Source organism: Rhizobium sp. IBUN (genome assembly GCF_000510625.1).
In the GTDB taxonomy this organism is placed as follows: domain Bacteria; phylum Pseudomonadota; class Alphaproteobacteria; order Rhizobiales; family Rhizobiaceae; genus Rhizobium; species Rhizobium altiplani.
Genome location: NZ_AZNV01000017.1, coordinates 1 through 23,460 on the forward strand (window position 1 = coordinate 1; position 23,460 = coordinate 23,460).

Here is a 23,460-nt window from a genome sequence, read left to right on the forward strand (position 1 = left end):
GACGAAACTGTCATAGACCATGCGCGGCAAAGGCAGGCGCGCATCGATCCACTTCTCAAGGCCGGTTGATGGCTCGTAGCTGGAATGGCCACTCATAAATCAGTCCCCCTCAACCGATCTTGATTACTTTATCGGAAACGAACGAATAGGTCGGGATCGCCAGGTTCTGCGGCGCCGGNCCTTTGCGGATGCGGCCGGCCGTGTCGTAGACCGAGCCATGGCAGGGACAGAACCAACCATTGTATTCGCCGGCCTGGCCGAGCGGGATGCAGCCGAGATGGGTGCACGAGCCGATCATGACGATCCAGTTTTCCTTGTCCTTGCCGGCCGAACGGTCGACGCCGGTCGCCTGCGCGTCGGACGGCAGGTTGGCGTTGCGCGCCACCGGGTCCTTCAGGTCGGAAAGCGGCACCTCATCGGCAGCCTTCACTTCCTCGGGCGTACGGTTGCGGATGAAGATCGGCTTGCCGCGCCACTTGGCCGTCAGCGACATTCCCGGCTCGAGGCTGGAAACGTCAACCTCGATCGAGGCCAGCGCCAACGTCGAAGCATCCGGACGCATCTGGTCGATAAACGGCCATGCAACCGCAACGGCCCCAACCGCCCCCGCCATGCCTGTGGTGAGATAAAGGAAATCACGGCGAGTCGGCTCGCCCGTGATCTCGCCTGTCGTTTCGTGTTCGCTCACGGCTTATAACCATCCTCTACGCAAATTTTGCGGAACTCCGCCCCTGCTCCTCGCGGCGGCGAATCTGTCGCGACACAATTCGACCATAGATTCCCCACCAATCCGGCGCGTTCTAAGCTTGATCGCAAATTATGTCCAGCCTTGGCAAGGCCATGTGGGCACAATGTCGCGGGAATTTTCAGATGATTTTCGAAGACAATCACATGCTTGCCACAGCTGCGCATTGCACCAACTCGAGCCTTCGGGACCAGCGTCGACGGCGTTCCCGCCGACCGGCCACTACGGCTGAAACCATTCCAGTGGACCGAAGGCAACACTGCATCTCAGACGACTTTGGCCTCGTCGCCGAGTTTACGGTGTGCCTTTGAACCGGGCGGTGGCGGCTCGACATCGGTTGCGATGAACCCACCGGATTGCCGTGCCCAGAGTTCGGCATAGAGACCACCCTGTTTCAGCAGAGCTTCGTGCGTCCCCTCTTCGATAATCCCACCCTCGTCGACGACGATCAATCGGTCGAGGGCGGCGATGGTCGAGAGCCGATGCGCGATGGCAAGCACCGTCTTGCCTTGCATGAGGCCGATCAGATTGGATTGGATCGCCTCTTCCACCTCGGAATCCAGCGCCGATGTTGCTTCGTCGAGAACGAGGATCGGCGCATCCTTCAGCATGACGCGCGCAATCGCGATACGCTGGCGCTGACCGCCGGAAAGCTTCACGCCACGCTCCCCGACGTGCGCGTCGAAACCCCTGCGGCCATTCTGGTCCTGCAGGCGTTCGATGAAGCCAAGCGCTTCCGCGCGCCGAGCCGCTTCGACCAACCGCGCCTCGCCCGCATCAGGGCGCCCAAACAAGATATTGTCCCGGACGGAACGATGCAGGAGCGACGTATCCTGGCTGACAACGCCTATCTGCATGCGCAGGGTTTCCTGCGTGACGGACGCAATGTCCTGGCCGTCGATCAAGATCCGTCCACCTTCGAGGTCGTAGAGCCGCAGCAGGAGGTTGACCAGTGTCGACTTGCCGGCGCCCGAGCGCCCGACGATGCCGACCTTCTCCCCCGGCTCGATCGTGAGCGAGAAGTTGTCGATAACGCCATCTGGTCTGCCGTAGTGGAAAGAGACGTTCTCGAAGCGGATGCCGGGCTGTCGAATAGTAAGGTCGCGGGCACCGGGGCGATCGACCAGTCCAAGCGGCTGCGAGATCAGCTCGGCAGCATTCTGGATCGTGCCGAGGTTGCGCATGATGCCGTTGAACTGGGTCATCAGCCGGCCGAGAAGGAAGTTGAGGCGCAGCACAAGCGCCAGCGAGAAGGCGACCGCGCCGGAACTGATGAGCCCCGCCAGCCAAAGATGAACGCTCAGTCCGGCCATCGTAACGATCATGATGCCCGAAAGCAGTGCCATCGAGGCGCGTACCCCGGTGATGAAGCGCGTGAACCGCAGGACAGTGTGCTGATAGAAGTCGAAGCCTTGCCGCATGTAGCGGTCGCTCTCTTCGTCACGCGCAAACAGCTTCAGTGTCTGGATGTTGCTGTAGGCGTCCACCATGCGCCCGTTGATCATCGACGCCGCTTCCGCCGTTTCCCGGGAATGCAATCGGATGCGGGGCACGAAATAACGCGCGAGAACGCCGAACACGCCGAGCCAGCAGAGCACGACCACGGCAAGCGAGAGATCCAGCCGCGCGACGAGCACCAGCGTTGTCGCCGCATAGATGCCGACGAACCAGACGCTCTCCATCAGCGACGTCACCAGATCGCCCGTGGCCTGGCCCGCCGACCAGACCTTGGTGACGACGCGGCCGGAGAAATCGCTTTGAAAGAACGAGAGCGATTGCCTCGAAACATGCAGGTAGGATTGCCAGCGCGCGAGGTTATAGAAGCCGGGCGTGATCACCTGCTGATCGACGAGCGCAATCAACAGCGCGACGACAAAGCGGACGATGCCGATAAGGACGAGCATACCGAAGAGTTCGGCGCCGTGCGCGGCAAGAAGGCCGCTCCAGCCTGCGGCCGGCGTGATCGTCGCGAGGATATCGACAAGCCGGCCGACGAACCAGAAGAGCGCCGCCTCGATTGCCGCCGACATCCCGCCGAGCACGAGCATCGCGACGAAGGGCGTCTTCGCCTGCCCGATATAGAACCAGATGAATCCAAGCGTGGAACGCGGGGGCTGAATGTTTTCCCGCGGCGCAAAGGGATTAATCCAATTTTCAAAGACACGAAGGAGTCGTTTTATCAGCATAAATGCGATATAGGCTTATTAGCCAGGGCGGGAAAGCAACGGCCCCAGGGCGCAACCTTATATTTTCGTAACAATCGGTAACAACAACGGCATCGTTGTTGAATGAGACTGACCTCGTCACAATCTCGAGGTACAATGGATTTTTACGGGAGACGGCCGCAATGCAAGCAAGGAAGACAGTATTGTCGAGTATTCCGCTGCCCCTTGCGGAACGACTTGATGCAATCGTTGAACAGTTGGAAATGTCCTACGACGAGGCAATCGCCGAGGCGATCTCTACGTGGGTCGATCGCGAGGAAGAGCGACGTCTGTTCGCATTGCGTACGCTTGTGTCGACCAATAGCATGCTTGTCGAAGGAAACCGGGTGAAAGACTGGGCAGACAGCCTCTGACACCACATCCATGGACACGAAAAGAGAAGCCCCCCGCATCCGCAGGGAGGGCTTCTTTCTATTCGGCCGCCTCTTCCGCCTCTTCCGAGTGATCGGCCAAGAAGCCGCCGGACTGACGGTTCCACAGGTCAGCGTAAATACCGCCCTGCTGGACCAGCTCTGCGTGTGCGCCGGCCTCGATGATCCTGCCCTTGTCGAGCACGATCAGACGGTCCATCTCGGTCAGGGTCGACAGGCGATGCGCGATCGCAATCACCGTCTTGCCTTCCATCAGCGCAAATAGGTTTTCCTGAATTGCCGCCTCGACCTCGGAGTCGAGCGCCGATGTCGCCTCGTCGAGCACCAGGATCGGCGCGTCCTTCAGGAAGACGCGGGCGATCGCGACGCGCTGACGCTGGCCGCCGGAGAGCTTCACGCCGCGTTCGCCTACCTGCGCGTCGAGCCCTGTGCGGCCCTGCATGTCGACAAGCCCTTCGATGAAGTCCCAGGCATTCGCACGCCTGGCGGCTTCGATCACCTGGGCGTCGGTCGCGTCCGGGCGGCCATAGGCGATGTTGTCGCGGATCGACCGGTGCAGCAGGGACGTATCCTGCGTCACGACGCCGATCAGTTCACGCAGGCTTTCCTGGGACACGCCCGAGATGTCCTGCCCATCGATCGTGATGCGGCCGGCCTCCAGATCGTAGAAGCGCAGCAACAGGTTCATCAGCGTCGTCTTGCCGGCACCGGAGCGACCGACCAGGCCGACCTTCTCACCCGCCTTGATGTCTAGGGAGAGATTGTCGATGACACCTTTGCCCTTGCCATAGTGGAAGCGGATGCGCTCGTAGTGGATTGCACCCTTCCTCGCTGACAACTGCGGCGCGTTCGGCTTGTCGACGATGTCATGCTTCTTCGTCATCATCTCCATGCCGTCATAGACCGTGCCGATGTTCTCGAACAGCGCCGAGACTTCCCACATGATCCACTGCGACATGCCGTTGACACGCATGGCAAGACCGATCGCAATAGCAATGGCACCGACCGAGATCTGTCCGTTCAGCCAGAACCAGATGGACAGGCCGGACACCACGAACAACGCCACGCAGTTGTTCATATAGACGGATATATGAAACAACGTGACGCGACGCATCTGCGCGTGGACAGTTTCGAGGAACTCCTCCATGCCGCTACGCGCATAGGTCTCTTCGCGGCCGGCATGCGAGAACAGCTTCACCGTCGCGATGTTCGTGTAGCTGTCGACCACCCGCCCCGTCATCATAGAGCGCGCATCCGCCTGCTGTGCCGCGATCTTGCGAAGCCGCGGCACGAAGTAGGACACGATTCCGATATAGACAGCGAGCCAAACGAGGATCGGTATCATCAGCCGCCAGTCGGCAGCAGCGATCACAATGATCATCGACAGGAAGTAGGTGACGACATAGACGAAGACATCGAGGATCTTCATCGTCGTTTCGCGAACCGCAAGCGACGTCTGCATCACCTTCGTCGCAACGCGTCCGGCGAATTCGTTGGCGAAAAAGGTCATGCTGTGACGCAGGAGGAAACGGTGCATCTGCCAGCGTGCGATCATCGGATAGTTGCCGAGTAGCACCTGATGCATGATGAGTGAATCCAGCCCCGCCGCCAGCGGCAGGCCGATGAGGATCAACGATCCCATCCATGCCAACCTCGGCCATTCCGACTCCAGAAATGTCGCCTTGTCGGCTTTAGTCAGCCAGTCCACGATATCACCGAGGAACTGGAAGAGCGCCACCTCGCCGACGGCGATCAGCGCCGTCAGCACTGCCATGATGGCGAGCCACGGTGCTGCCGGCTTCGTGTAGTGCCAGCAAAATGCAAAAAGACCCTTCGGAGGAGCAACCGGCTCCTCGGTCGGGAAAGGATTAAGTCGCTGCTCGAACCAGCCAAACATGAAAATGCTCCGAAACCTGATCGGTCCAGCCTCCCCGGCTCGCGCAAAACGGCGCTTGAGAGCTCATATGGGAACCGGACGTTCACGGGACGAGGCCATAACGGCCGCGCAAAGGTTAGAAATGGGAACTCAGGAGAGAAATGGCACTACGCGTGCCAGGTCGCCACTCGCGGGGTCACGCATCGAGAGCGCATACGCGGCAATATTTCCATCTTGGCGCTCCCTTCTGGCGATTAAAAGATGTGCACCCTTAACGCGAATCAAGCAGAATTTCCAGCCCCGACCGGCCGGAAATTGAACAATTATCGGCCAAAACGCGCCCTATTGCGCTGAAATCACAGTTGCAATAGGCGTCCTTCGACGAAAACCGAAGAATACGGCCTAAACCATGGCGATCCTCAGACTAGCGCTCTATCAGCCTGACATACCCGGCAATACGGGAACCATCCTGCGTCTCGCCGCCTGTCTTGGCTTCGCTGTCGACATTATCGAGCCTGCTGGTTTCGACATATCCGACCGCAACCTCAAACGGGCAGGCATGGACTATATCGCCGCAGCCGCCCTCACCCGCCATGTCAATTGGGATCGCTTCGAGGACTGGCGAAAGGCTACCGGTCGGCGTTTGGTGCTGGCGTCCACCAAGTCGTCCGACCGCTATACCGACTTCGCATTCCGTGACGACGACATCCTTCTTTTCGGCCGCGAGAGCGCCGGCGTCCCTGATCATGTCCACGCGGCAGCCGACGCCCGGATCCTCGTTCCCATGGTGGAAGGCCAACGCTCGATAAACGTCGCCGTCTCGGCTGCGATGATCGTCGGAGAAGCCATGCGGCAGACCGTCTGGCGCTGATTTCCGACCTTCGCGACCTCGACGACGATACCGCTTCAAAATATGTCGCGAACGACGTTGTGAATTTCCCCAAGCAGCGTATAGTTTTTAGCCGAGCAATAAAAATTGCGCGCGTAACGCCATATTTTCAAACACTTGAGAACCTATATTCGAATAGGAACACCCTTCCCGCATAAGAGGCAAAGAAACGGCAGCATGGAATCGACGATCGTCATGATCAACCTGTTCGGCGCGGTAGCGCTGCTGCTGTTCGGCCTGGCCCAGGTGAAAGACGGCGTGTCGCGTGCGTTTGGGGCGCGGTTGCGCACCGGCCTTGCCACCGGCACGCGCAGCGGCCTGTGCTCGTTCGTCTCGGGCTTCTTTGCGACGGTTGCGCTGCAGAGTTCGACGGCAACCGCGCTGATGGTCGCCTCCTTCGTCGAGCGCGAGCTGGTGAAGCCGCGCATGGCGCAGATCGTCCTGCTCGGCGCCAATGTCGGAACCGCGGTGACCGCCTGGATCGTCGCCACCGGCATCGCGTGGCTGTCACCACTGGTGATCCTTGCCGGCATGGTGCTGCATCGCAGCGGCTCGTCGTCGCGCCAGGGTGGCGGCACCGCACTGATCGGCATCGGCCTGATGCTGTTGTCGCTGCATCTTTTGAGCAGCGCCACCGAACCGATGCGGCAGTCGCCGGCGCTCGGCGCCTTCATTGCCCTGCTCGACAATGCCTGGCCGGTCGCACTCGCCTTTTCCGCAGTCATCGCCTTCATCTCGTCGTCGAGCCTTGCCGCCGTCGTCCTCATTCTCTCGCTGGCCTCGACGGGCATCCTGTCAGCAGGGCTGATCATCGTTCTGGTGCTCGGCGCCAATCTCGGCGGCGCCATTCCGCCGGTGATCGCCTCGCTTGCCGGTCCGGCAGCCGCCAGGCGCGTCACGCTCGGCAATCTGATCGTACGCGCCATCGGCTGCCTGATCGCATTGCCGCTCGCAGGCTACGGCGCCGACCTGCTTGGAACGCTGCCGCTGACGCCGGCAAAACTGCCGGTCGACGCCCATCTCGGCTTCAACCTGATGCTGGCTGCGCTCGCCTGGCCGTTCTCCCGCCCCCTGTCACGGCTGATGCTCAGGCTGGTGCCGGAAGAGGCCCAGGCGGAGGGCGGACCACGCTATCTCGACCAGCAGGAGCTGGCGACACCGGTCGTGGCGCTGGCCAGTGCGACAAGGGAGGTGCTCGGCGTCGGTGACCTGATCGAACGCATGCTGATGCGCGCCTCGGATGCCTTCGAGGCCAACAACCTGACGAAACTCAAGGAAATCCCGTCGCTGGAAAAGCGGGTCGACAGCCTGCAGCAGGAGGTGAAGATCTATCTCTCCAAGCTCGGCCATGCCGGGCTCAGCGAAGAGGACGGGCGTCGCTCGATCGTGATCATCGACTACGCCATCAATCTCGAACACATCGGCGACATCATCGAGAAGGGGCTGATGCCGCAGGTGACGAAGAAGGTTTCGCTCGGCTTGAAATTCTCGCAGGAAGGCTATGAGGAGCTGCGCAAGCTCTTCCACCTGACGATCGACAATCTGCGCATTGCCCAGACGATCCTCGTCACCGGCGACTTCAATCTCGCCAGGCAGTTGATGGAGGTGAAGGTCGAGGTTCGCCGGATGGAGAAGCAATCGTCGGAGCGGCATCTGGAGCGCCTGCGCGACGGTCGTGCCGACAGCCTGCAGACAAGCTCGCTGCACCTCGACATGCTGCGCGACCTAAAGCGCATCAACGCCCACATCGTCTCCGTCGCCCACCCCATCCTCGACGAAAGCGGCCTGCTCATCGAAAGCAGGTTGAAGGGTGCGGCCGAGTAGACCGATCAATCGGCGGACGGCAGCCGGCGCATGGTGAATTCGATCTGGTCGCCTTCCAACTGGCGCCAACTCTCGACTTCCGTCCAGTACGCGGCCTTGGGATACTCGTCGAACCATTCGCGCGCCTTGGCGCGCGCGTCGAGCAGATTGAGGCAATAGGTTTGTCGCACGAAACGATCGTTCTTCCGGGGTGTGCCTTCCGCCCGGTGGGAAGCAATCCGTCGCTTGAGACCGTCGAACGACGGAGGTCCAGGGATTTTCGTCATGAGCCTACCTCTGTGACAAAAAGGTAGTATCGAAAGCCGCCTTTTGCGAGTCGAATCTGAGGAGCCCTCAGGCATCGCCTCTGCTGGCAGGACCCTGCCCTACCTGCTATCAGAGCAGCAAAGACGAAAGCGCGAGTCGATAGCGACCCGCTCGGAGAGAGATGAAATGGAACGACCCGAACTTCCGATCGGCCTGCCGGACGATATCGAAGAGAAGAAGTCAGTCGCCCGCGCCTGGTTTGAAAGTCTTCGCGATACTATCTGCGCCTCATTCGAAGCGCTCGAAGACGAACTCTCGGGCCCACTCTCCGATAGAGAACCCGGCCTCTTCGTGGCGAAGGAATGGACGCGCGAAAATGGCGCCGGTGGCGGCGGCCGCATGTCGATGATGCATGGCCGCGTTTTCGAGAAGGTTGGCGTGCATACATCCACCGTCTATGGCGAATTCGCGCCTGATCTGCGCGCCCAGATGCCCGGCGCCAAGGAAGATCCGCGTTTCTGGGCCTCTGGCATCTCGCTGATCGCCCATCCGGTCAACCCCAACGTACCGGCCGTTCACATGAACACGCGCATGGTCGTAACCTCGAGCCGCTGGTTCGGCGGCGGCGCCGACCTGACGCCAGTGCTCGACCGCCGCCGTACGCAGGAAGATGAGGACAGCCAGCTGTTTCACAAGGCGATGGAAATCGCCTGCCGCAGCCACTCGGGCGTCGCCGATTACTCCGCCTACAAGAAATGGTGCGAGGAGTATTTCTTCCTCAAGCACCGCAACGAAGCGCGCGGCATCGGCGGCATCTTCTATGACTGGCTGCATTCCGGCGAGGAAGCCGGCGGATGGGACGCCGATTTCGCCTTCACCCGCGACGTCGGACGGGCTTTCGCCATGGTTTATCCACGCATTGTTCGCACCAACTTCAATAAGCCGTGGACAGACGCGGATCGTGACGAACAATTGATTCGCCGTGGGCGCTATGTTGAGTTCAATTTACTCTATGATCGAGGTACAATCTTTGGCCTCAAGACAGGAGGAAACGTCGAGTCCATTCTCTCATCGTTGCCCCCTCTTGTCCGTTGGCCGTGATCAGACAAAAAAGACGTCTGAAGGGCTTAAATTCGGAGACTGGACCACTAACTCTGTGCATGTACGCGTAACAATCGGAGGAGGATTGTCATGACGGTACAAAGTAGCTCTGCGGCATCGGCGGGTGCGCCAGAGCAACCCCCATCTATGGATGCACCCGAATTTTTGAGCCGGATTGCAGAACGGCTGCGGGCGAAAAGCGGCTCCGACCTTCCCCTTTCCTGCTTTGTGGAACAAGTGAAGCTCCAGCTGGCAGGCGGCAAGACACCGGAAGAACTGGACCGTCTGGCAAAGCGTCCGGACAACAAGGCGGCGACAGATTGCTTTAGATCCTGGGCGATGCCCGAATAACGAGAAAATGACGAACCGGCCGGTCCTTCGCGCCGGCCGGAACCTTCTTACCCCTCGAGCATTCAGCCATTGCAGCATCGCGCAATCGCGTGAAACCGAAGGAGGAAAAGAATGAGACTCTTCGAATGCGGAACGCTCGTTCCTGGATGCGACTGGCATACCCGCGCGAATGACGATGCCGAAATCGTCCGTCGCGTTGTCGAACATATGCGCAACGCCCACGGCGAGACCGTGATCCGCGAAAACATGGTAGAAAACATCAAGGCCCGCATCCGCAACGAGGCGACAGCGGCCTAAACTACCCCACCAGATCCTTCAGCCGGGCGAGCAACGCCGCCCGGTCCGGTATGAAGTTTTCCTCGATCCAGGCGTCTTCCAAGACCGACAGCGTCTCGCCGACCTGCTTCCCGGTCGGGACACCGGCAGCCATGACGTCGCCGCCATTGATCGGGAATTGCGGTTTCTTCCAGTTTTCCGCCAGTTCGAGCAGCTTGCCGAGCCTTGCCGAGCGAGCCATCTCCTGTGTGTCACCTTCCGCCTTGCCGCGTGCTGTTGCCAGCGCAAGTTTCAAGCGGGTATTGATGCCGTCGGCGCCGTGCCGATAAAGCAGTCGTGAAAGGGCGGCCGAGGACAATTCATCATTGATAACAGGCGCCTTGGCCCATGCCTTGAACCAGGCGGCCTCGGCATTGGCCAGCTTGAGGCGCGCCGCCATCTTCTCCAGCCGATCGGCATCGGGCGGAATGATGGCAGCAAGACGCAGAAGCGGATCTGGCTTCCAGGCAAGCGTTTTCTCCGTACCGATCAATGTCGGAATGGTGTCGATCCCCCATTTCTCAGTCTCTGGCAGGATTTCGCTGAGCACGCCGACCTGTCGCATCCACAGAAGTGCCCGTCCGGGATCTTCGGCGCTGAGTAGCTTGCGCAGTTCCGACCAGACCCTTTCGGCTGAAAGCGTCTTCAGCTTGGCGCGAGCCGATGCGCAGGCTCTCAACCCATCAGCATCCGGGCGACCGGAGCCATAGTAGGCGAAGAACCGGAAAAATCGCAGGACACGCAGATAGTCCTCGGCAACACGCGTCGCCGCGTCCCCAATGAAGCGGATATTGCGCTTCTCGATATCGGCGAGACCACCGACCAGGTCGATCACATCGCCTTTGGCGTCGACATAGAGCGCGTTGATCGTGAGGTCGCGGCGTTCCGCGTCTGTCCGCCAATCGGAGCTGAAGGCTACCTTTGCACGCCGCCCATCGGTTTCCACGTCTGCCCTCAGCGTCGTGACTTCGAACGGCTTGCCATCGATGACGAGGGTCACAGTGCCGTGCGCCACGCCGGTCGGCACAGCCTTGATCCCAGCGGCAACCGCCCGCTCGATGACCTGCTCCGGCGTAAGGGTCGTGGCGACATCAATGTCACTGACCGGAAGCCCCATGAGGCTGTTGCGGACCGCCCCACCGACGACGCGCCCTTCTCCATCAGAGTTGAGCAACGCAAAAACACGCGTCAGAGCCGGATCCTTGAACCATGCCTCGTTGCCAAGGTTGGTCATGCATAGAGCCTTTCATAGAGGGTGCGAACGATGCCGGCGGTAATGCCCCAGATCATCCGGCTTTCATAGGGCATCCGGTAGAATTGTCGTTCGAGACCGTCAAGCACGCGCCTGTCGCGGCTGTGGTTGGCCGGGTTCATGAGAAAGGACAGTGGTACTTCGAACACGTCATCCACCTCGGTGGGGTTGAGTTTCAATTCGAAGCCGCGCCGAACAACGGCGAGCACTGGCGTTATACGGAAGCCGGTCGACGCCAGATAGTTCGGAAGCCGCGCCACGGTCTCGACAAAGGAGCCGTCGATGCCGATCTCCTCTTCGGTTTCCCGGATTGCGGCCTTTTCGGCGGAGCCGTCGATGGCGTCAATCTTTCCACCCGGGAACGCGATCTGTCCGGAATGCTTGCGCAGCGTCGCCGTGCGCTGCGTGAAAATCACATGCGCATCGTCACCATCGTCGATAACAGGCACCAGCACCGCGGCATCGCGAAGTTTGAAGGTCTCCACCTGCGTGACGATATCGGGGTTGAGAATGTGATCGCCGTGATCACGCCAGGAGAGATCCACCGGACCACCGCTCTGGTGAAGAGCGCGACGGCGGAATTCAGCCGCTGAATAGAGCGAACGGTTTTCGGTCAAAACATTGTTCATCGGGAGAGTGCATCCAGTTCTTCCGCCGGCATGACAGGAAAGGTCACACCGCCGGAGCGCAGACAGAACATCGTCTTACCGTCGACTTCAAGGCGTTCGCCGAGCTCGACGAGTTCGTACATGATCGGTCGCGAAACCAGCGCCTCCAGCCGCCCGCGAACATGAAGATAGGGCTTCAGCTCGCTGTTTTCGCCATGAACTACAAAACGCAGCGGATGCTCCGGCCCAGCCTCGACCACGTCACCGACATTGGTCCGGAAAGTTAGCAGCGGCTCGCCATCCCTTTCTCCGGCATTCATTTCAACGGCGACGAACGGCGCATCGACAACCCGGATACCAACCCGTTCGACGGGGGTTACAAGGTAGGTCTTCTCATCTTCGTCCTTGCGCAGGACCGTGGAGAACAACCTGACGAGCGGCGCCCGGCCGATCGGCGTTCCCATGTAGAACCATGTTCCGTCCGTTCGGATTTCCATGTCGATATCGCCGCAGAACGGCGGATTCCACTTGTCGACGGGCGGAAGGCCTCGGGCTTTGGCCCCTGCATCGCCGGCGGCGCGCGAAATCATCGCAGCAAGACCGGCCGCGTCTGTTGTCGCCTTGATCTCTTCGGCTGCCATTCTTCTGTCCCGGTTTGTCTTTAACTCAAGAAGGTCACGAGATAGTCATTCGGAACGAACTTGTCAGCCCGCAACATCTCCATAACTCTATCTGGTATGACGCTTGCGTGTAAGTCTGCCGATTCGCGACGAATGAGATCACCCGCTGGAGATGCCTTATGGGTATGATGAAGACCGAAGCCCCCCTCGATGAAAAGGCGATCATCGCCGCGGCCGAGAAGGCCCTTGCAGATATTGCCGCCGTGCGGGGTGAAGTCTCGAAGGTGATCTTCGGCCAGGAAAGCGTCGTCGAGAACACTCTCCTCGCGGTTCTTTCGGGCGGCCATGCCCTGCTGGTCGGTGTGCCGGGCCTTGCCAAGACCAAACTCGTTACTACCCTCGGCGAAGTGCTTGGCCTCGCCTCCAACCGCATTCAGTTCACACCGGATCTGATGCCTTCCGATATCTTGGGCTCCGAAGTGATGGACCAAGATGACAGCGGCCGCCGTTCCTTCCGTTTCGTCAAGGGTCCGGTGTTCGCCCAACTCCTCATGGCCGACGAAATCAACCGCGCGTCGCCGCGCACGCAATCGGCCCTGCTGCAGTCCATGCAGGAATACCACATCACCGTTGCCGGCCACCGCTACGATCTGCCCGCGCCCTTCCACGTCCTGGCCACCCAGAACCCGCTGGAGCAGGAAGGCACCTATCCCTTGCCCGAGGCGCAGCTCGACCGCTTCCTTCTCCAGGTAGACGTCCACTATCCGGAGCTCGCCGCCGAGCGACAGATCCTGCTCGAGACGACCGGGATCAGCGAAACGACGCCGCAAGCGATCCTGAACGCGGAGCGCCTCGTCGAAATCCAAACGCTCATTCGCCAGATGCCGGTCAGCGACAAGGTTGTCGACGCCATCCTCGCGCTTGTTCGCTCGGCCCGTCCGGGTCAGGGAAATGCCGCGACCGACAAGAACGTCGCCTGGGGCCCTGGTCCGCGCGCCGGCCAAGCCATGATGCTTTGCGCCCGCGCCCGTGCCCTCTACGAAGGCCGCCTGGCGCCGTCTATTGACGACGTCCATGCCCTCGCGGAACCGGTGCTGCAGCACCGCATGGCGCTGACATTTGCGGCCCGCGCGGAAGGCATGTCGGTTCGCGATGTCATCGAAGGGCTGGTCAAGCAGGCCAAGGGATAAGGAAGCGTCTGCGTGGCACCCATCGGACAGATCGTCAATCCGACCTCGGGCAATGACGCCCTCGCTCGCGCAAGGCAGCGGGCGAGCCTTGTGCCGGATTGTCTGGTCGAGGCCAAGCGGATCGCCAACACGGTGATCGCCGGCTGGCACGGTCGCCGCAAGCGCGGCATCGGCGAGAATTTCTGGCAGTTCCGTCCCTATACCGAGGGCGAAAGTCTATCCCGCATCGATTGGCGCCGTTCGGCGCGCGACGACCATACCTACATCCGCGACCGCGAGTGGGAAGCAGCCCATACGATCTGGCTCTGGGCCGACATGTCTCCCTCGATGATGTACAAGTCGACCTTCGGAAACGCCTCCAAGGAAGGCCGCGCGCTCGTCATCATGCTGGCGCTTGCCGAAATCCTGGCGCGTTCCGGCGAACGCATCGGATGTCCCGGCGTCATGGAACCGATTGCCGCACGCAATGCCGCGGAACGGCTTGCGACGGCATTGATGCACGCGCCGCTAAGCGGAGGGCTGCCCGACACGGCGATGATCCGCGGCTGGAGCGAACTCGTCTTGATTGGCGATTTTCTCGATGACGCGCGAGCAGTGATGGCGCGCATCGCCCCCTTGGCGCGGCGCGGTCTGCGCGGCCACGTGATCGAGATCGCCGATCCGGCCGAGGAGCTCTTCCCGTATGATGGCCGCACCGAATTCACCGACCCCGAGACAGGGTCGAAGCTGACATCCGGCCGCGCCGAGCATGTTCGCGAAGCCTATACCCGCGCCTATCTCGACCGCCGGGACGATCTCGGCCAGGCGCTGCGCCACATGGGCTGGACCTTCGTCAGCCACCGCACAGACCACCTAGCCTCTGAAGCGCTGGTCGCCGTCCACATGTACCTATCGGGCATGCCCGCAAGGATGACGCAGGGAGAACGCGCGTGAACGCTCTCCCCTTTGCCTTTGCCTATCCCGCAATCCTCGGCGCCCTTGTGGCCTTGCCGATCATCTGGTGGCTTCTCAGACTGACGCCGCCGCGCCCGAAGACAGAAGTCTTCCCACCTCTGAAGATTCTCGCCACGGTCCTGAAGCGGGAAGAAACCCCTGCCCAGAGTCCCTGGTGGCTGACGCTGCTGCGCATGCTGCTTGCGACCGCAGTCATCCTGGCCATCGCCGATCCGGTCTTCAATCCGCGCACCAATTCAATCGCTTCCGGCGGTCCGCTCGTGCTCTTTGTTGACAACGGCTGGGCCACCTCGCCGGATTGGGATCGCCGCGTGAAGACCGCTGACACCCTGATCGACGACGCGGAATCCGCTGGTACTCCGGTGGCGATCGCCTTCACCGCCGACCCGACCAACGATGCCGTCCCCGGAACGGCAGCCGTCGCCCGCGACAAGCTGCGTGCCGCAGAACCGAAGCCGCTTGTGCCGGATCGCCAGCGTGCTTTCGAGGCTCTCCGCGCCGCGCTGAACGGCCTCCATCCCGGCACTCTCGCCTTCCTTACGGATGGCGCCGCCGCAAGAGAGAACGACACGACCGTCCGCCAGCTTTCCGACCTCTCGCCTGCCCAATTGCGATTGATCTCAGGGGACGCAAACGAAACGATTGCGATCACGTCCGCAAGCAATGCCGCCGACGCGATGACGGTCACCGCCACGCGCCTCGACAGTGGCGCTGCCGCCTCGCGCCCGATCACCGCGCAGGACACGCAGGGACGCGCGATCGCGACCGGCTCGATCGATTTCCAGCCGGGTCAGAGCGTCGCGACCGGATCAATCACCGCACCGTTTGAAATGCGCAACGATTTCGCGCGCGTCAGCATCGATAACCACGCGACGGCTGGCGCCGTGCATCTGCTCGACGACGGTTTCAAGCGTCGCCGCGTGGTTCTGCTATCAGGTGAGGTCGGTGACACGTTCCAACCGCTGCTTTCGCCGCTCTATTACATCCAGCGCGCTTTGCAGCCTTATGCCGATTTGATCGAGCCGAACACGCCTGATCTCGCGACCTCGATCCCGGATCTCCTGTCGCAGAATCCATCTGTCATCATCATGGCGGATATCGGTCGCCTACCCCAGGAAACCTACGAGCCGTTGCAGCGCTGGATCGCAAATGGCGGAACACTTGTCCGCTTCGCCGGGCCGCGCCTTGCCGCGGCACCCGCCGACGATCCGCTGGTGCCGGTGACGTTGCGCCAGGGCGAGCGTGCATTGGGTGGCGCGCTCTCATGGGCCGAACCGCAGCCCCTCGCCGAATTTCCAACCTTCGGCCCCTTCGCCGGCATGCCGAAGCCGACCGATGTTACGGTCAAGCGGCAGGTTCTCGCAGAGCCGACGCCGGATCTTGCCGAGCGCACCTGGGCGAGCCTCGCCGATGGCACGCCGCTGGTGACGACGAAGCCGATCAATGCAGGCAGGATCGTCCTGTTCCATGTCAGCGCAGAAGCGACGTGGTCTGACCTGCCGATCTCGGGCAATTTTGTCGAGATGCTGCGCCGCCTCGTCCAGTTGTCGCGTTCCGGTGGCGTTACCGCTGAAGCCGGCGGTGCATCGACCGCCGAGGCGCTGCCGCCTTTCCGATTGTTGACCGCCAAAGGCGCACTCACGACCGAAACCGGCACGGCGCGTCCGCTGATCCCGAACGCGAAGGTCACGCCGGTCGCAAGCTTCGACAACCCGCCCGGCCTTTACGGCTCCGAAGAAGGATTTACCGCGCTGAACATCCTGCCGAAGAATGCCGAACTGAAGCCGCTTGATACGTCGGGTCTCACAGTCGTGCGCGAAGGGCTGATCGGCGGCGAAACCTGGTCGGCAAAGCCCGCGCTGTTCCTGATCGCCTTCCTGTTGCTGCTGGCCGACAGCCTGATCGTAATGTTCATGAGCGGCGCTTTCTCGAGGCTGCGCCCGGCGGCGCGAACAGCGGCGCTTGTCGCTGTGGCGGTCAGTGCGGCCTTCTTCCTGCAGCCGGGGCAATCGCATGCCGACGACTCCAAGCCCGGCGACGATCAGATCTTCCAGCGGCTCGACAATACGCACCTCGCCTATGTCGTCACCGGCGAACAGGACGTCGACCACATATCCGAACGCGGGCTGGAGGGCCTGACGGAATTCCTGACATACCGCACCACGTTGGAGCCATCGCCGCCTGTCGGCGTGGATCTCACCAAGGATGAGCTCACCTTCTATCCGATCATCTATTGGCCGATCTCGGCCACCGCGCCGATGCCCTCGGCAGCTGCAATCAACAAGATCGATGCCTATATGCGCGCCGGCGGAACCGTGCTCTTCGATACGCGCGATCAGTTCAGCGCGCTCGACAACAATGGCGGCTCGGTCAGCGCCAACGGCGAGCGCTTGCAGCAAATCCTTGCCAATCTCGATATTCCGCCGCTGGAACCGGTGCCGTCGGACCACGTGCTGACGAAATCGTTCTACCTGCTCTCAAGCTTCCCCGGCCGCTACACGGGTAGCCCGCTCTGGATTGAAGCACGCCAGGAAAGTCGTCCCGAAAACGCCAAGTCGGCGGCCACGGCCGACGGCGTTTCCCCGATCCTCATCACCGGCAACGACTTTGCCGGTGCCTGGGCCGTCGATGACAATGGGGTACCGTTGTTGCCGACGGTCCCCCCGGACGAGACACAGCGCGAATACGCCTACCGCAGCGGCGTCAACATCATGATGTACATGCTAACCGGCAACTACAAGACCGATCAGGTCCACGTCCCCGCCCTGCTGGAACGGTTGGGACAGTGATATGACGGTTGATTTTTCACCCTTCATTCCTTGGTCGCTCCTGGCGGGTCTGGCGGTCATTGTTCTCGCAACCGCTGCCTTTGGCATCTGGCGCGGCGTGCGCGGCGCATGGATCCGTTCGATCGCGGCCCTTGCCTTGCTGGCTGCCCTCGCCAACCCTCTCTTGCTGCAGGAAGATCGCGACCCACTGTCGACCGTCGTGCCCGTCATTGTTGACCGCAGCCAGAGCCAGCAAACGCCTGATCGCATCAAGATGACCGACGATGCCCTGGCGCAGTTGAAGGATCGCCTCTCGCGCTTCCCCAATGTCGAGCCGCGCTACGTCGACGCGACGGAGCCGCAAGATTCCGATGCTCCCTCGACCCGGCTGTTCAATGCGCTTTCGGCGGCTGTCGCGGACGTGCCGCCCGCGCGCATCGGGGGCGCGATCATGCTGACGGACGGCGAAATCCACGACGTTCCAGGCGTCAATCAGGCGCTCGGCTTCGACGCGCCGATCCACGGCCTGATCACGGGCAAGGCCAACGAATTCGACCGCCGCATCGAGGTCGTGAAGGCACCGCGCTTCGGGATCGTCAATGAGGAGCAGCAATTGATGCTGCGCGTCTTCGACGACGGACCGAGCCCCGGCGGCACGGCAAGCGTCACGGTGAAACTCAACGGCAACGAGATCGCCACGCTCCAGGCAACGCCTGGCCGCGACACGCCGTTTTCGTTCAAGGTCGAGCGCGGCGGCAGCAACGTCCTCGAATTTTCGGTCGCCGATCTTCCGGGCGAAGTCACCGACGCCAACAACCGCGCGGTCCACCTGATCGACGGCATTCGCGAAAACCTGCGCGTTCTGCTCGTCTCCGGCGAGCCGCATGCCGGCGAGCGCGCCTGGCGCAATCTCTTGAAGTCGGATGCCTCGGTGGATCTCGTCCACTTTACCATTCTGCGCCCGCCCGAAAAGCAGGACGGCACACCGATCAACGAACTGTCGCTGATCGCCTTCCCAACCCGCGAGTTGTTCGTCGATAAGATCAAGGACTTCGACCTGATCATCTTCGACCGCTATCAGCATCGCGGCGTGCTGCCGATCCTCTACTACGACTATATCGCCCAGTACGTGGAAAATGGCGGCGCGCTGTTGATCGCTGCCGGCCCAGAGCATGCCGGCCAGGATTCGATTGCCCTGACGCCGCTATCGTCGGTGCTGCCGGCCGCGCCGACCGGGCAGATGATCGAAAAAGCCTTCTACCCCCGGCTTTCGGAGGAAGGCCGCAAGCACCCCGTTACCCGCGGCCTCGATGGATCCGCTGACGAACCGCCGCATTGGGGCCGCTGGTTCCGCAGCGTCGATGTGGAGCCGCCGCAGGGCCAGACGGTGATGGTCGGCGCTGACAACCATCCGCTGCTCGTTCTCAATCGCGCCGGACAGGGGCGTGTCGCCATGCTGCTCTCCGACCAGGGCTGGCTCTGGGCCCGCGGCTTCGAGGGCGGAGGCCCGCATGTGTCGCTCTATCGCCGCGTCGCCCACTGGCTGATGAAGGAGCCCGCCCTTGAGGAAGAGGCCCTGACGGCACGCGCATCCGGCCGCACGCTGGAGATCACGCGTCAGACCATTGGCGGCGACCCGGGCAATGCAACGGTCCGATATCCCTCGGGAAGGACGGAAACTCTCCCCCTGACGCAAGCCGAGCCGGGCCTCTTCAAGGCCGAGAAGAAGATGGACGAGATCGGCCTTTTCGAGATCAGAAACGGCGACATGACGACGCTGGCGCATGTCGGCGCAGTCGATGCTCCTGAATTCAAGGCCATGATCTCGACGACCGAGGCGTTGAAGCCGATTTCCGACAAGTCGAAGGGGCTCGTCACCCGCGTTTCCGATAGCAGCGGCGCGATCAGCATCCCGCCGATCCTGCCGGTTCGCGGCCAGATCCGCGTTGCCGACGACGATCGCATGCAGATCCACCTTACCAACGAAACGGTGCTGAAGGGCATCAACACCCTGCCGCTGTTTGCCGGTTTCGCCGGTGTCGGCATTCTGCTGCTTGCCTTTGGCGCCATGTGGTGGCGCGAAGGGCGTTAACGGCATGGCCGAGTTTGAAGTGACCGGCTCGCCCGCCGCCGATGATCTCAGCACGATCGGCGACGCGCTATCAGCCTTCAACGTCCATGACGTCGGCCCAGCCGAACGGCAACCGCTCGCGGTTCTCATTCGAGATACCGACGGGAACGTCACCGGTGGCCTGTCCGGCTATACCGCCTGGGGATGGCTCTTCACGCAGTTGCTGTACATTCCCGACGAGGAACGCGGCAAGGGCATGGCCGGCAAGATCCTTGCTTTGGCGGAAGAGGAAGCAGCGGCACGTGGCTGCCATGGGGCCTGGATCGACACCTTCAATCCGCTAGCCCTGCGATCGTATCAACGGCAAGGCTACGAGATATTCGGCGAACTACCAGAGTTTCCGAAAGGCCGTACCCGCACGTTTCTGCGCAAGATGCTCTAGCTGAGCGCCGCCTGGCGTGTTTCAGTATCGATCGCCGTTGCCGCAAAGGCCGCCACGACCAGCAGGCCCGCAAACAGGCCGATGGCCAGACCGAACCCACCCGTGACGATGAACGCCATCAGGGATGGAGCCAGCAGTCCGCCAAGGCGGGCCATCGCCCCCGCAGCGCCCATGCCTGTCGCCCGTGAGGCGGTGGGATAGAGTTCCGGGGTGTAGGCATAGAGCGCGCCCCACGTCCCGAGTAGCGCAAAACTCATGACCAGCAGCGACACGCCGATCAGCATGTCGTCAGGAGAAACCACGAAGAGCAGGCAACCAAGCGCAGACTGCAGGCAGAAACCGATCAAGGTCGGCCTGCGACCCCAAGTCTCGACCCCGTAGGCGGCAAGTACATAGCCCGGGATCTGAGCCAGGGCGACGAAGACCAGAAAGCCGTATCCGCGGACGAAGCCGAACCCATCGCTGGCCAGCTTCGCCGGCATCCAGGTGAAGACCCCGTAGTAGGAAACGGAAACCAGGAACCAGATCGTCAGGATCAGTACACTTCGGCGACGAAGCTCGTCGGAGAAGATGCCCTCAGCCACCTGCGGCGACGCGACGATTTGATCCTCGGGCAGCAGTGGTGCTTTCCGGTGCAGCGCGAGCATTCGGTTGACGATCACCTTGGCCTCGCCCGCCCGCCCGGTCCGCAGCAGGTAGAGTGGCGATTCAGGAACGAAGAAGCGCAGTGTCAGGCCCAGCAGCGCCGGAACTGCGGTGACGGCGAAAATGTAGCGCCAGGTATCGGCTACCCCGGCGACGCTCGCAGCCCAGGCAGCCAGTGCGACGATCAGCGTGCCGACCGCCCAGAAGCCTTCCAACGCCACCAGCCAGCGGCCGCGGCTCTTGGCGGGCAGGAACTCCGCCATCATCGCGTAGTCGACAGGCAACGTGCCACCGACCGCCACGCCTGTCAGGAAACGCAGCACGAGCAGGCTGGCAAAGCTGGGAGCGAAGATGGAAAGGGTGCCGAAAAGCGCATCGCAGGCAACAGTGGTGATCAGGACCCGACGCCGCCCGACCTTGTCGGCCAGGCGCCCAAAGGCGACAGCGCCGATGAGCATGCCGAGAAAGAACAGCGTACCTGTCTGCAGGGCTTGCGGAACAGTCAACCCGAAGGTGGCCGCGATCGAGGCTGCCGTAAAGCCGACGGCGAGGACCTGCATCGCGTCCGCTGTCCAGACAAGACCGAAGATGCCGATCAGGCGCCACTGGAAGGGCCCGGTGCCGGCGCGATCCAGCGCCTCGTCCATGGAAACGTTGCTCATGCTACCTCTCAAGCCCCTGAAAAATCACGCGAAGCGTGTCTCAGGCCTATGGCTCTCAATACCGCATGCAACCTATTTTCGCCAGCCGATAGTTCCCTTCAGCCTGCTATGCGCATCCTCGACAAGCGGCACGACCAGCACGCGAGACGGATCAACGGGACCGGGAAACGTGATCGCGTTGTGGGCCACCCGCTCGAAGCCGAGGGGGCAGTAGTAAGGCGGATCGCCGACGAGGATGACCGCTTCCGATCCCTTGCGACGCGCGGCGTCGATGGCAATCCGGACGAGTTCCCGGCCGATGCCGCGACCCTTGTGCGACGGCCGTACGGCAAGCGGCCCAAGCAGGTGCCCATTCACCGAGCCGGCCTGAACAGCCGTCATCCGCACCGATGCAATGGTCTCGCCATCATCGGCGCAAATGAAGGAGAGCGAGAGATCGTGCGGCCCCTGCTCGCGGATCCGGGCGGCCGCACGCGTATGCCGGCCAGGGCCGAATGCTTCTTCGTTGATGTGTTCGATAGCAGCGTCGTGCGACGCATCCTCAGTGAGGTAGACCAGATCGTGCTTGTGCATGATGAGACGGAAACCGGATAGACAGAGTTGATGGATCTCGAGCACGCCGTCAGGCGTTCGGGAGCATCAGCGTCGTCGCAGGTTTCTCGGTGCAAACATCAAATCGGTTTCCAGAAATGTGAAATCGCCGATAGCAGGAAAAATTTCAGTCGTCCAATGGAAATTTAGAAAGCGACGGCGCGGCGTGACGCAGTGTTCAATCTTTACCGCCCTGCAAATCGCCAGGACGTGGGATATGTTCGAGCCAAGGATAATTTGAAGGATCACAATATGGGCATGCTGGTTGATGGCGTCTGGCATGACGTCTGGTACGACACGAAGGAAACCAAGGGGCACTTCAAGCGCGCCGCCTCGCAGTTTCGGAACTGGATTACAGCGGACGGAGCGGCTGGCCCGTCCGGAACGGGTGGTTTCAAGGCAGAGGCAGACCGCTACCACCTTTATGTCTCGCTGGCGTGCCCGTGGGCGCATCGGACCCTGGTCTTCCGCAAGCTGAAGAAGCTCGAAAACCTCATCAGCGTTTCGGTCGTCGATCCGCTGATGCTTTCGAAGGGCTGGGAATTCAAGATCGGCGACGGCGCCACCGGCGACCATCTCTTCGACGCCAAGACGCTATACGAAATCTACTTGAAGGCCGACCCGCACTATTCCGGCCGGGTGACCGTTCCGGTCTTGTGGGACAAGAAGACCAACACGATCGTCAACAACGAGTCCTCCGAAATCATCCGGATGTTCAACAGCGCCTTCGATCATCTGACGGGCTCGACCGCCGATTTCTACCCGAACGACCTGCACGCCGATATCGATGAGCTCAACGCCGTCGTCTACGACACCGTCAACAACGGCGTCTACAAGGCCGGCTTTGCCACGACACAGGAAGCCTATGGCGAAAATGTCGTCAGGCTCTTCGAAACGCTGGACATGCTGGAAGACCGTCTCGGCAAGGGTCGTTATCTCTTCGGCGATCGACTGACCGAGGCCGATTGGCGGCTGTTCACGACTTTGGTGCGCTTCGATGCTGTCTATGTCGGCCACTTCAAGTGCAACATTCGCCGCATCGACGACTACCCCAATCTGTCGGCCTATCTGCGCGATCTCTATCAGACGCCGGGCGTCAAGGAGACGGTCAACTTCCGCCACATCAAGGACCACTATTACCGCAGCCACACGACGATCAATCCGACCGGCATCGTGCCTGTCGGCCCGGCACTGGATCTCGATCGCCCGCATGGCCGTGCCCTACTGGCAGCGGCCTAGCCCTGCGCTCTACCACACGTGGGCGGGCTCCCGCTCGCCCGCGAGTTCAGCCAGACGACGACGCGTCGCGTCCGTTGTGCCCACTGGCAGATCATCGATCGCGAAGAAGCCGCACTCGACGATTTCCCGGTCTGGCGGGCGCGGTGCCGTCTGCTCAACCTGCGTCTTATAGAAAAGGACATGATCGCGGCGGCTGGCCGCCGTATTGAAATAGATGTGGAAGAGCTCCGGCCGTCCGAGGATGCGCAAATTCCCTTCCTCGCGAAGCTCCTTGATCAAGGCTGCCTCGGCAGTCTCATTACGCTCCAGCCCGCCGCCAGGCATGTGCCAGCCCGGCAGGTAGCTGTGCCGCACGAGAAAGATACGACCCGCCGAATCGAAGCAGGCGGCCCGCACGCCCATCGTCATTCCGCGCGCAACCGCGAAATACATATGCACGATGCGCATCAGCACTCGCGACTGCCAGGGGCGTATG

The 23,460-nt window shown here is 61.6% G+C and carries 22 protein-coding genes; 12 read left to right on the top strand and 10 right to left on the bottom strand.

Annotated elements, in window-relative coordinates; genetic code table 11:
* Window positions 1-109 precede the first annotated feature (109 nt).
* Window positions 110-688 (bottom strand): ubiquinol-cytochrome c reductase iron-sulfur subunit, encoded by a 579-nt coding sequence (gene petA / locus RHIBUN_RS0116645; protein ID WP_018857617.1) that lies wholly within the window; start codon window positions 686-688, stop codon window positions 110-112.
* 323 nt (window positions 689-1,011) lie between these two features.
* Window positions 1,012-2,931, bottom strand: coding sequence for an ABC transporter ATP-binding protein (locus tag RHIBUN_RS0116650; RefSeq protein WP_025660386.1), 1,920 nt, complete (start codon window positions 2,929-2,931; stop codon window positions 1,012-1,014).
* A gap of 182 nt (window positions 2,932-3,113) precedes the next feature.
* Here RHIBUN_RS0116650 and RHIBUN_RS0116655 point away from each other — a divergent pair, with 182 nt between their 5' ends.
* Window positions 3,114-3,323, top strand: a complete 210-nt coding sequence (locus RHIBUN_RS0116655; RefSeq protein ID WP_018857615.1) for a ribbon-helix-helix protein, CopG family — start codon at window positions 3,114-3,116, stop codon at window positions 3,321-3,323.
* A gap of 58 nt (window positions 3,324-3,381) precedes the next feature.
* Here RHIBUN_RS0116655 and RHIBUN_RS0116660 read toward each other — a convergent pair whose 3' ends face one another.
* The gene (locus RHIBUN_RS0116660; RefSeq protein WP_025660388.1) at window positions 3,382-5,238 is read right to left on the bottom strand and encodes an ABC transporter ATP-binding protein; all 1,857 of its coding nucleotides are present in this window, start codon (window positions 5,236-5,238) and stop codon (window positions 3,382-3,384) included.
* A 388-nt stretch (window positions 5,239-5,626) separates the two neighbouring features.
* Here RHIBUN_RS0116660 and RHIBUN_RS0116665 point away from each other — a divergent pair, with 388 nt between their 5' ends.
* On the top strand, window positions 5,627-6,088 hold the full coding sequence (locus tag RHIBUN_RS0116665; protein WP_018857613.1) for a tRNA (cytidine(34)-2'-O)-methyltransferase: 462 nt from the start codon (window positions 5,627-5,629) through the stop codon (window positions 6,086-6,088).
* 195 nt (window positions 6,089-6,283) lie between these two features.
* On the top strand, window positions 6,284-7,930 hold the full coding sequence (locus tag RHIBUN_RS0116670; protein WP_025660389.1) for a Na/Pi cotransporter family protein: 1,647 nt from the start codon (window positions 6,284-6,286) through the stop codon (window positions 7,928-7,930).
* Between the two features lie 5 nt (window positions 7,931-7,935).
* On the opposite strand, the gene RHIBUN_RS0116675 is transcribed toward RHIBUN_RS0116670, so the two are convergent.
* Entirely contained in the window at window positions 7,936-8,196 is a 261-nt protein-coding gene (locus RHIBUN_RS0116675) for a hypothetical protein (RefSeq protein WP_025660390.1), read from the bottom strand.
* A gap of 166 nt (window positions 8,197-8,362) precedes the next feature.
* Between RHIBUN_RS0116675 and hemF the strand changes: the two genes are divergently transcribed.
* The 3 genes from hemF (at window position 8,363) to RHIBUN_RS0116690 (ending at window position 9,925) form a co-directional block, all read left to right on the top strand.
* Window positions 8,363-9,277 carry an oxygen-dependent coproporphyrinogen oxidase gene (hemF, locus tag RHIBUN_RS0116680; protein WP_025660391.1) on the top strand — a complete coding sequence of 305 codons (915 nt, stop codon included), beginning with the start codon at window positions 8,363-8,365 and terminating at the stop codon, window positions 9,275-9,277.
* 90 nt (window positions 9,278-9,367) lie between these two features.
* A complete protein-coding gene (locus RHIBUN_RS0116685; protein ID WP_025660392.1) occupies window positions 9,368-9,628 on the top strand; it encodes a hypothetical protein in 261 nt (86 codons plus the stop codon).
* Between the two features lie 111 nt (window positions 9,629-9,739).
* Complete coding sequence (locus RHIBUN_RS0116690) at window positions 9,740-9,925, top strand: DUF1059 domain-containing protein (protein WP_018857608.1); 186 nt, start codon at window positions 9,740-9,742, stop codon at window positions 9,923-9,925.
* A gap of 1 nt (window position 9,926) precedes the next feature.
* Here the strand turns inward: RHIBUN_RS0116690 and RHIBUN_RS0116695 are convergent, their stop codons facing one another.
* The 3 genes from RHIBUN_RS0116695 to RHIBUN_RS0116705 are packed head-to-tail and all read right to left on the bottom strand — an operon-like array spanning window position 9,927 to window position 12,444.
* Complete coding sequence (locus tag RHIBUN_RS0116695; protein WP_025660393.1) at window positions 9,927-11,177, bottom strand: CCA tRNA nucleotidyltransferase; 1,251 nt, start codon at window positions 11,175-11,177, stop codon at window positions 9,927-9,929.
* Window positions 11,174-11,824 (bottom strand): CoA pyrophosphatase, encoded by a 651-nt coding sequence (locus RHIBUN_RS0116700; protein ID WP_018857606.1) that lies wholly within the window; start codon window positions 11,822-11,824, stop codon window positions 11,174-11,176. Before RHIBUN_RS0116700 ends, RHIBUN_RS0116695 begins: the two co-directional genes overlap by 4 nt.
* Window positions 11,821-12,444 (bottom strand): DUF1285 domain-containing protein, encoded by a 624-nt coding sequence (locus tag RHIBUN_RS0116705; protein ID WP_025660394.1) that lies wholly within the window; start codon window positions 12,442-12,444, stop codon window positions 11,821-11,823. Before RHIBUN_RS0116705 ends, RHIBUN_RS0116700 begins: the two co-directional genes overlap by 4 nt.
* 158 nt (window positions 12,445-12,602) lie before the next feature.
* On the opposite strand from RHIBUN_RS0116705, the gene RHIBUN_RS0116710 reads away from it, so the two are divergent.
* The 5 genes from RHIBUN_RS0116710 to RHIBUN_RS0116730 are packed head-to-tail and all read left to right on the top strand — an operon-like array spanning window position 12,603 to window position 19,848.
* Window positions 12,603-13,613 (top strand): MoxR family ATPase, encoded by a 1,011-nt coding sequence (locus tag RHIBUN_RS0116710; RefSeq protein WP_025660395.1) that lies wholly within the window; start codon window positions 12,603-12,605, stop codon window positions 13,611-13,613.
* Between the two features lie 12 nt (window positions 13,614-13,625).
* Window positions 13,626-14,546 (top strand): DUF58 domain-containing protein, encoded by a 921-nt coding sequence (locus RHIBUN_RS0116715; RefSeq protein WP_018857603.1) that lies wholly within the window; start codon window positions 13,626-13,628, stop codon window positions 14,544-14,546.
* Window positions 14,543-17,356 carry a DUF4159 domain-containing protein gene (locus RHIBUN_RS0116720; RefSeq protein WP_025660396.1) on the top strand — a complete coding sequence of 938 codons (2,814 nt, stop codon included), beginning with the start codon at window positions 14,543-14,545 and terminating at the stop codon, window positions 17,354-17,356. The genes RHIBUN_RS0116715 and RHIBUN_RS0116720 overlap by 4 nt, the downstream gene beginning before the upstream one ends.
* 1 nt (window position 17,357) lies before the next feature.
* Window positions 17,358-19,427 (top strand): membrane protein, encoded by a 2,070-nt coding sequence (locus RHIBUN_RS0116725; protein ID WP_018857601.1) that lies wholly within the window; start codon window positions 17,358-17,360, stop codon window positions 19,425-19,427.
* Between the two features lie 4 nt (window positions 19,428-19,431).
* Window positions 19,432-19,848, top strand: coding sequence for a GNAT family N-acetyltransferase (locus RHIBUN_RS0116730; RefSeq protein ID WP_025660397.1), 417 nt, complete (start codon window positions 19,432-19,434; stop codon window positions 19,846-19,848).
* Here the strand turns inward: RHIBUN_RS0116730 and RHIBUN_RS0116735 are convergent.
* Together RHIBUN_RS0116735 and RHIBUN_RS0116740 are read right to left on the bottom strand one after the other, a co-directional pair.
* The gene (locus RHIBUN_RS0116735) at window positions 19,845-21,155 is read right to left on the bottom strand and encodes an MFS transporter (RefSeq protein ID WP_025660398.1); all 1,311 of its coding nucleotides are present in this window, start codon (window positions 21,153-21,155) and stop codon (window positions 19,845-19,847) included. The genes RHIBUN_RS0116730 and RHIBUN_RS0116735 overlap by 4 nt on opposite strands.
* 72 nt (window positions 21,156-21,227) lie before the next feature.
* The gene (locus RHIBUN_RS0116740; RefSeq protein WP_025660399.1) at window positions 21,228-21,728 is read right to left on the bottom strand and encodes an N-acetyltransferase; all 501 of its coding nucleotides are present in this window, start codon (window positions 21,726-21,728) and stop codon (window positions 21,228-21,230) included.
* Between the two features lie 270 nt (window positions 21,729-21,998).
* Here RHIBUN_RS0116740 and RHIBUN_RS0116745 point away from each other — a divergent pair, with 270 nt between their 5' ends.
* Entirely contained in the window at window positions 21,999-22,985 is a 987-nt protein-coding gene (locus RHIBUN_RS0116745; RefSeq protein WP_025660400.1) for a glutathione S-transferase family protein, read from the top strand.
* Between the two features lie 9 nt (window positions 22,986-22,994).
* Here the strand turns inward: RHIBUN_RS0116745 and RHIBUN_RS0116750 are convergent, their stop codons facing one another.
* Window positions 22,995-23,432 carry an NUDIX domain-containing protein gene (locus tag RHIBUN_RS0116750; RefSeq protein ID WP_051420064.1) on the bottom strand — a complete coding sequence of 146 codons (438 nt, stop codon included), beginning with the start codon at window positions 23,430-23,432 and terminating at the stop codon, window positions 22,995-22,997.
* Window positions 23,433-23,460 lie beyond the last annotated feature (28 nt).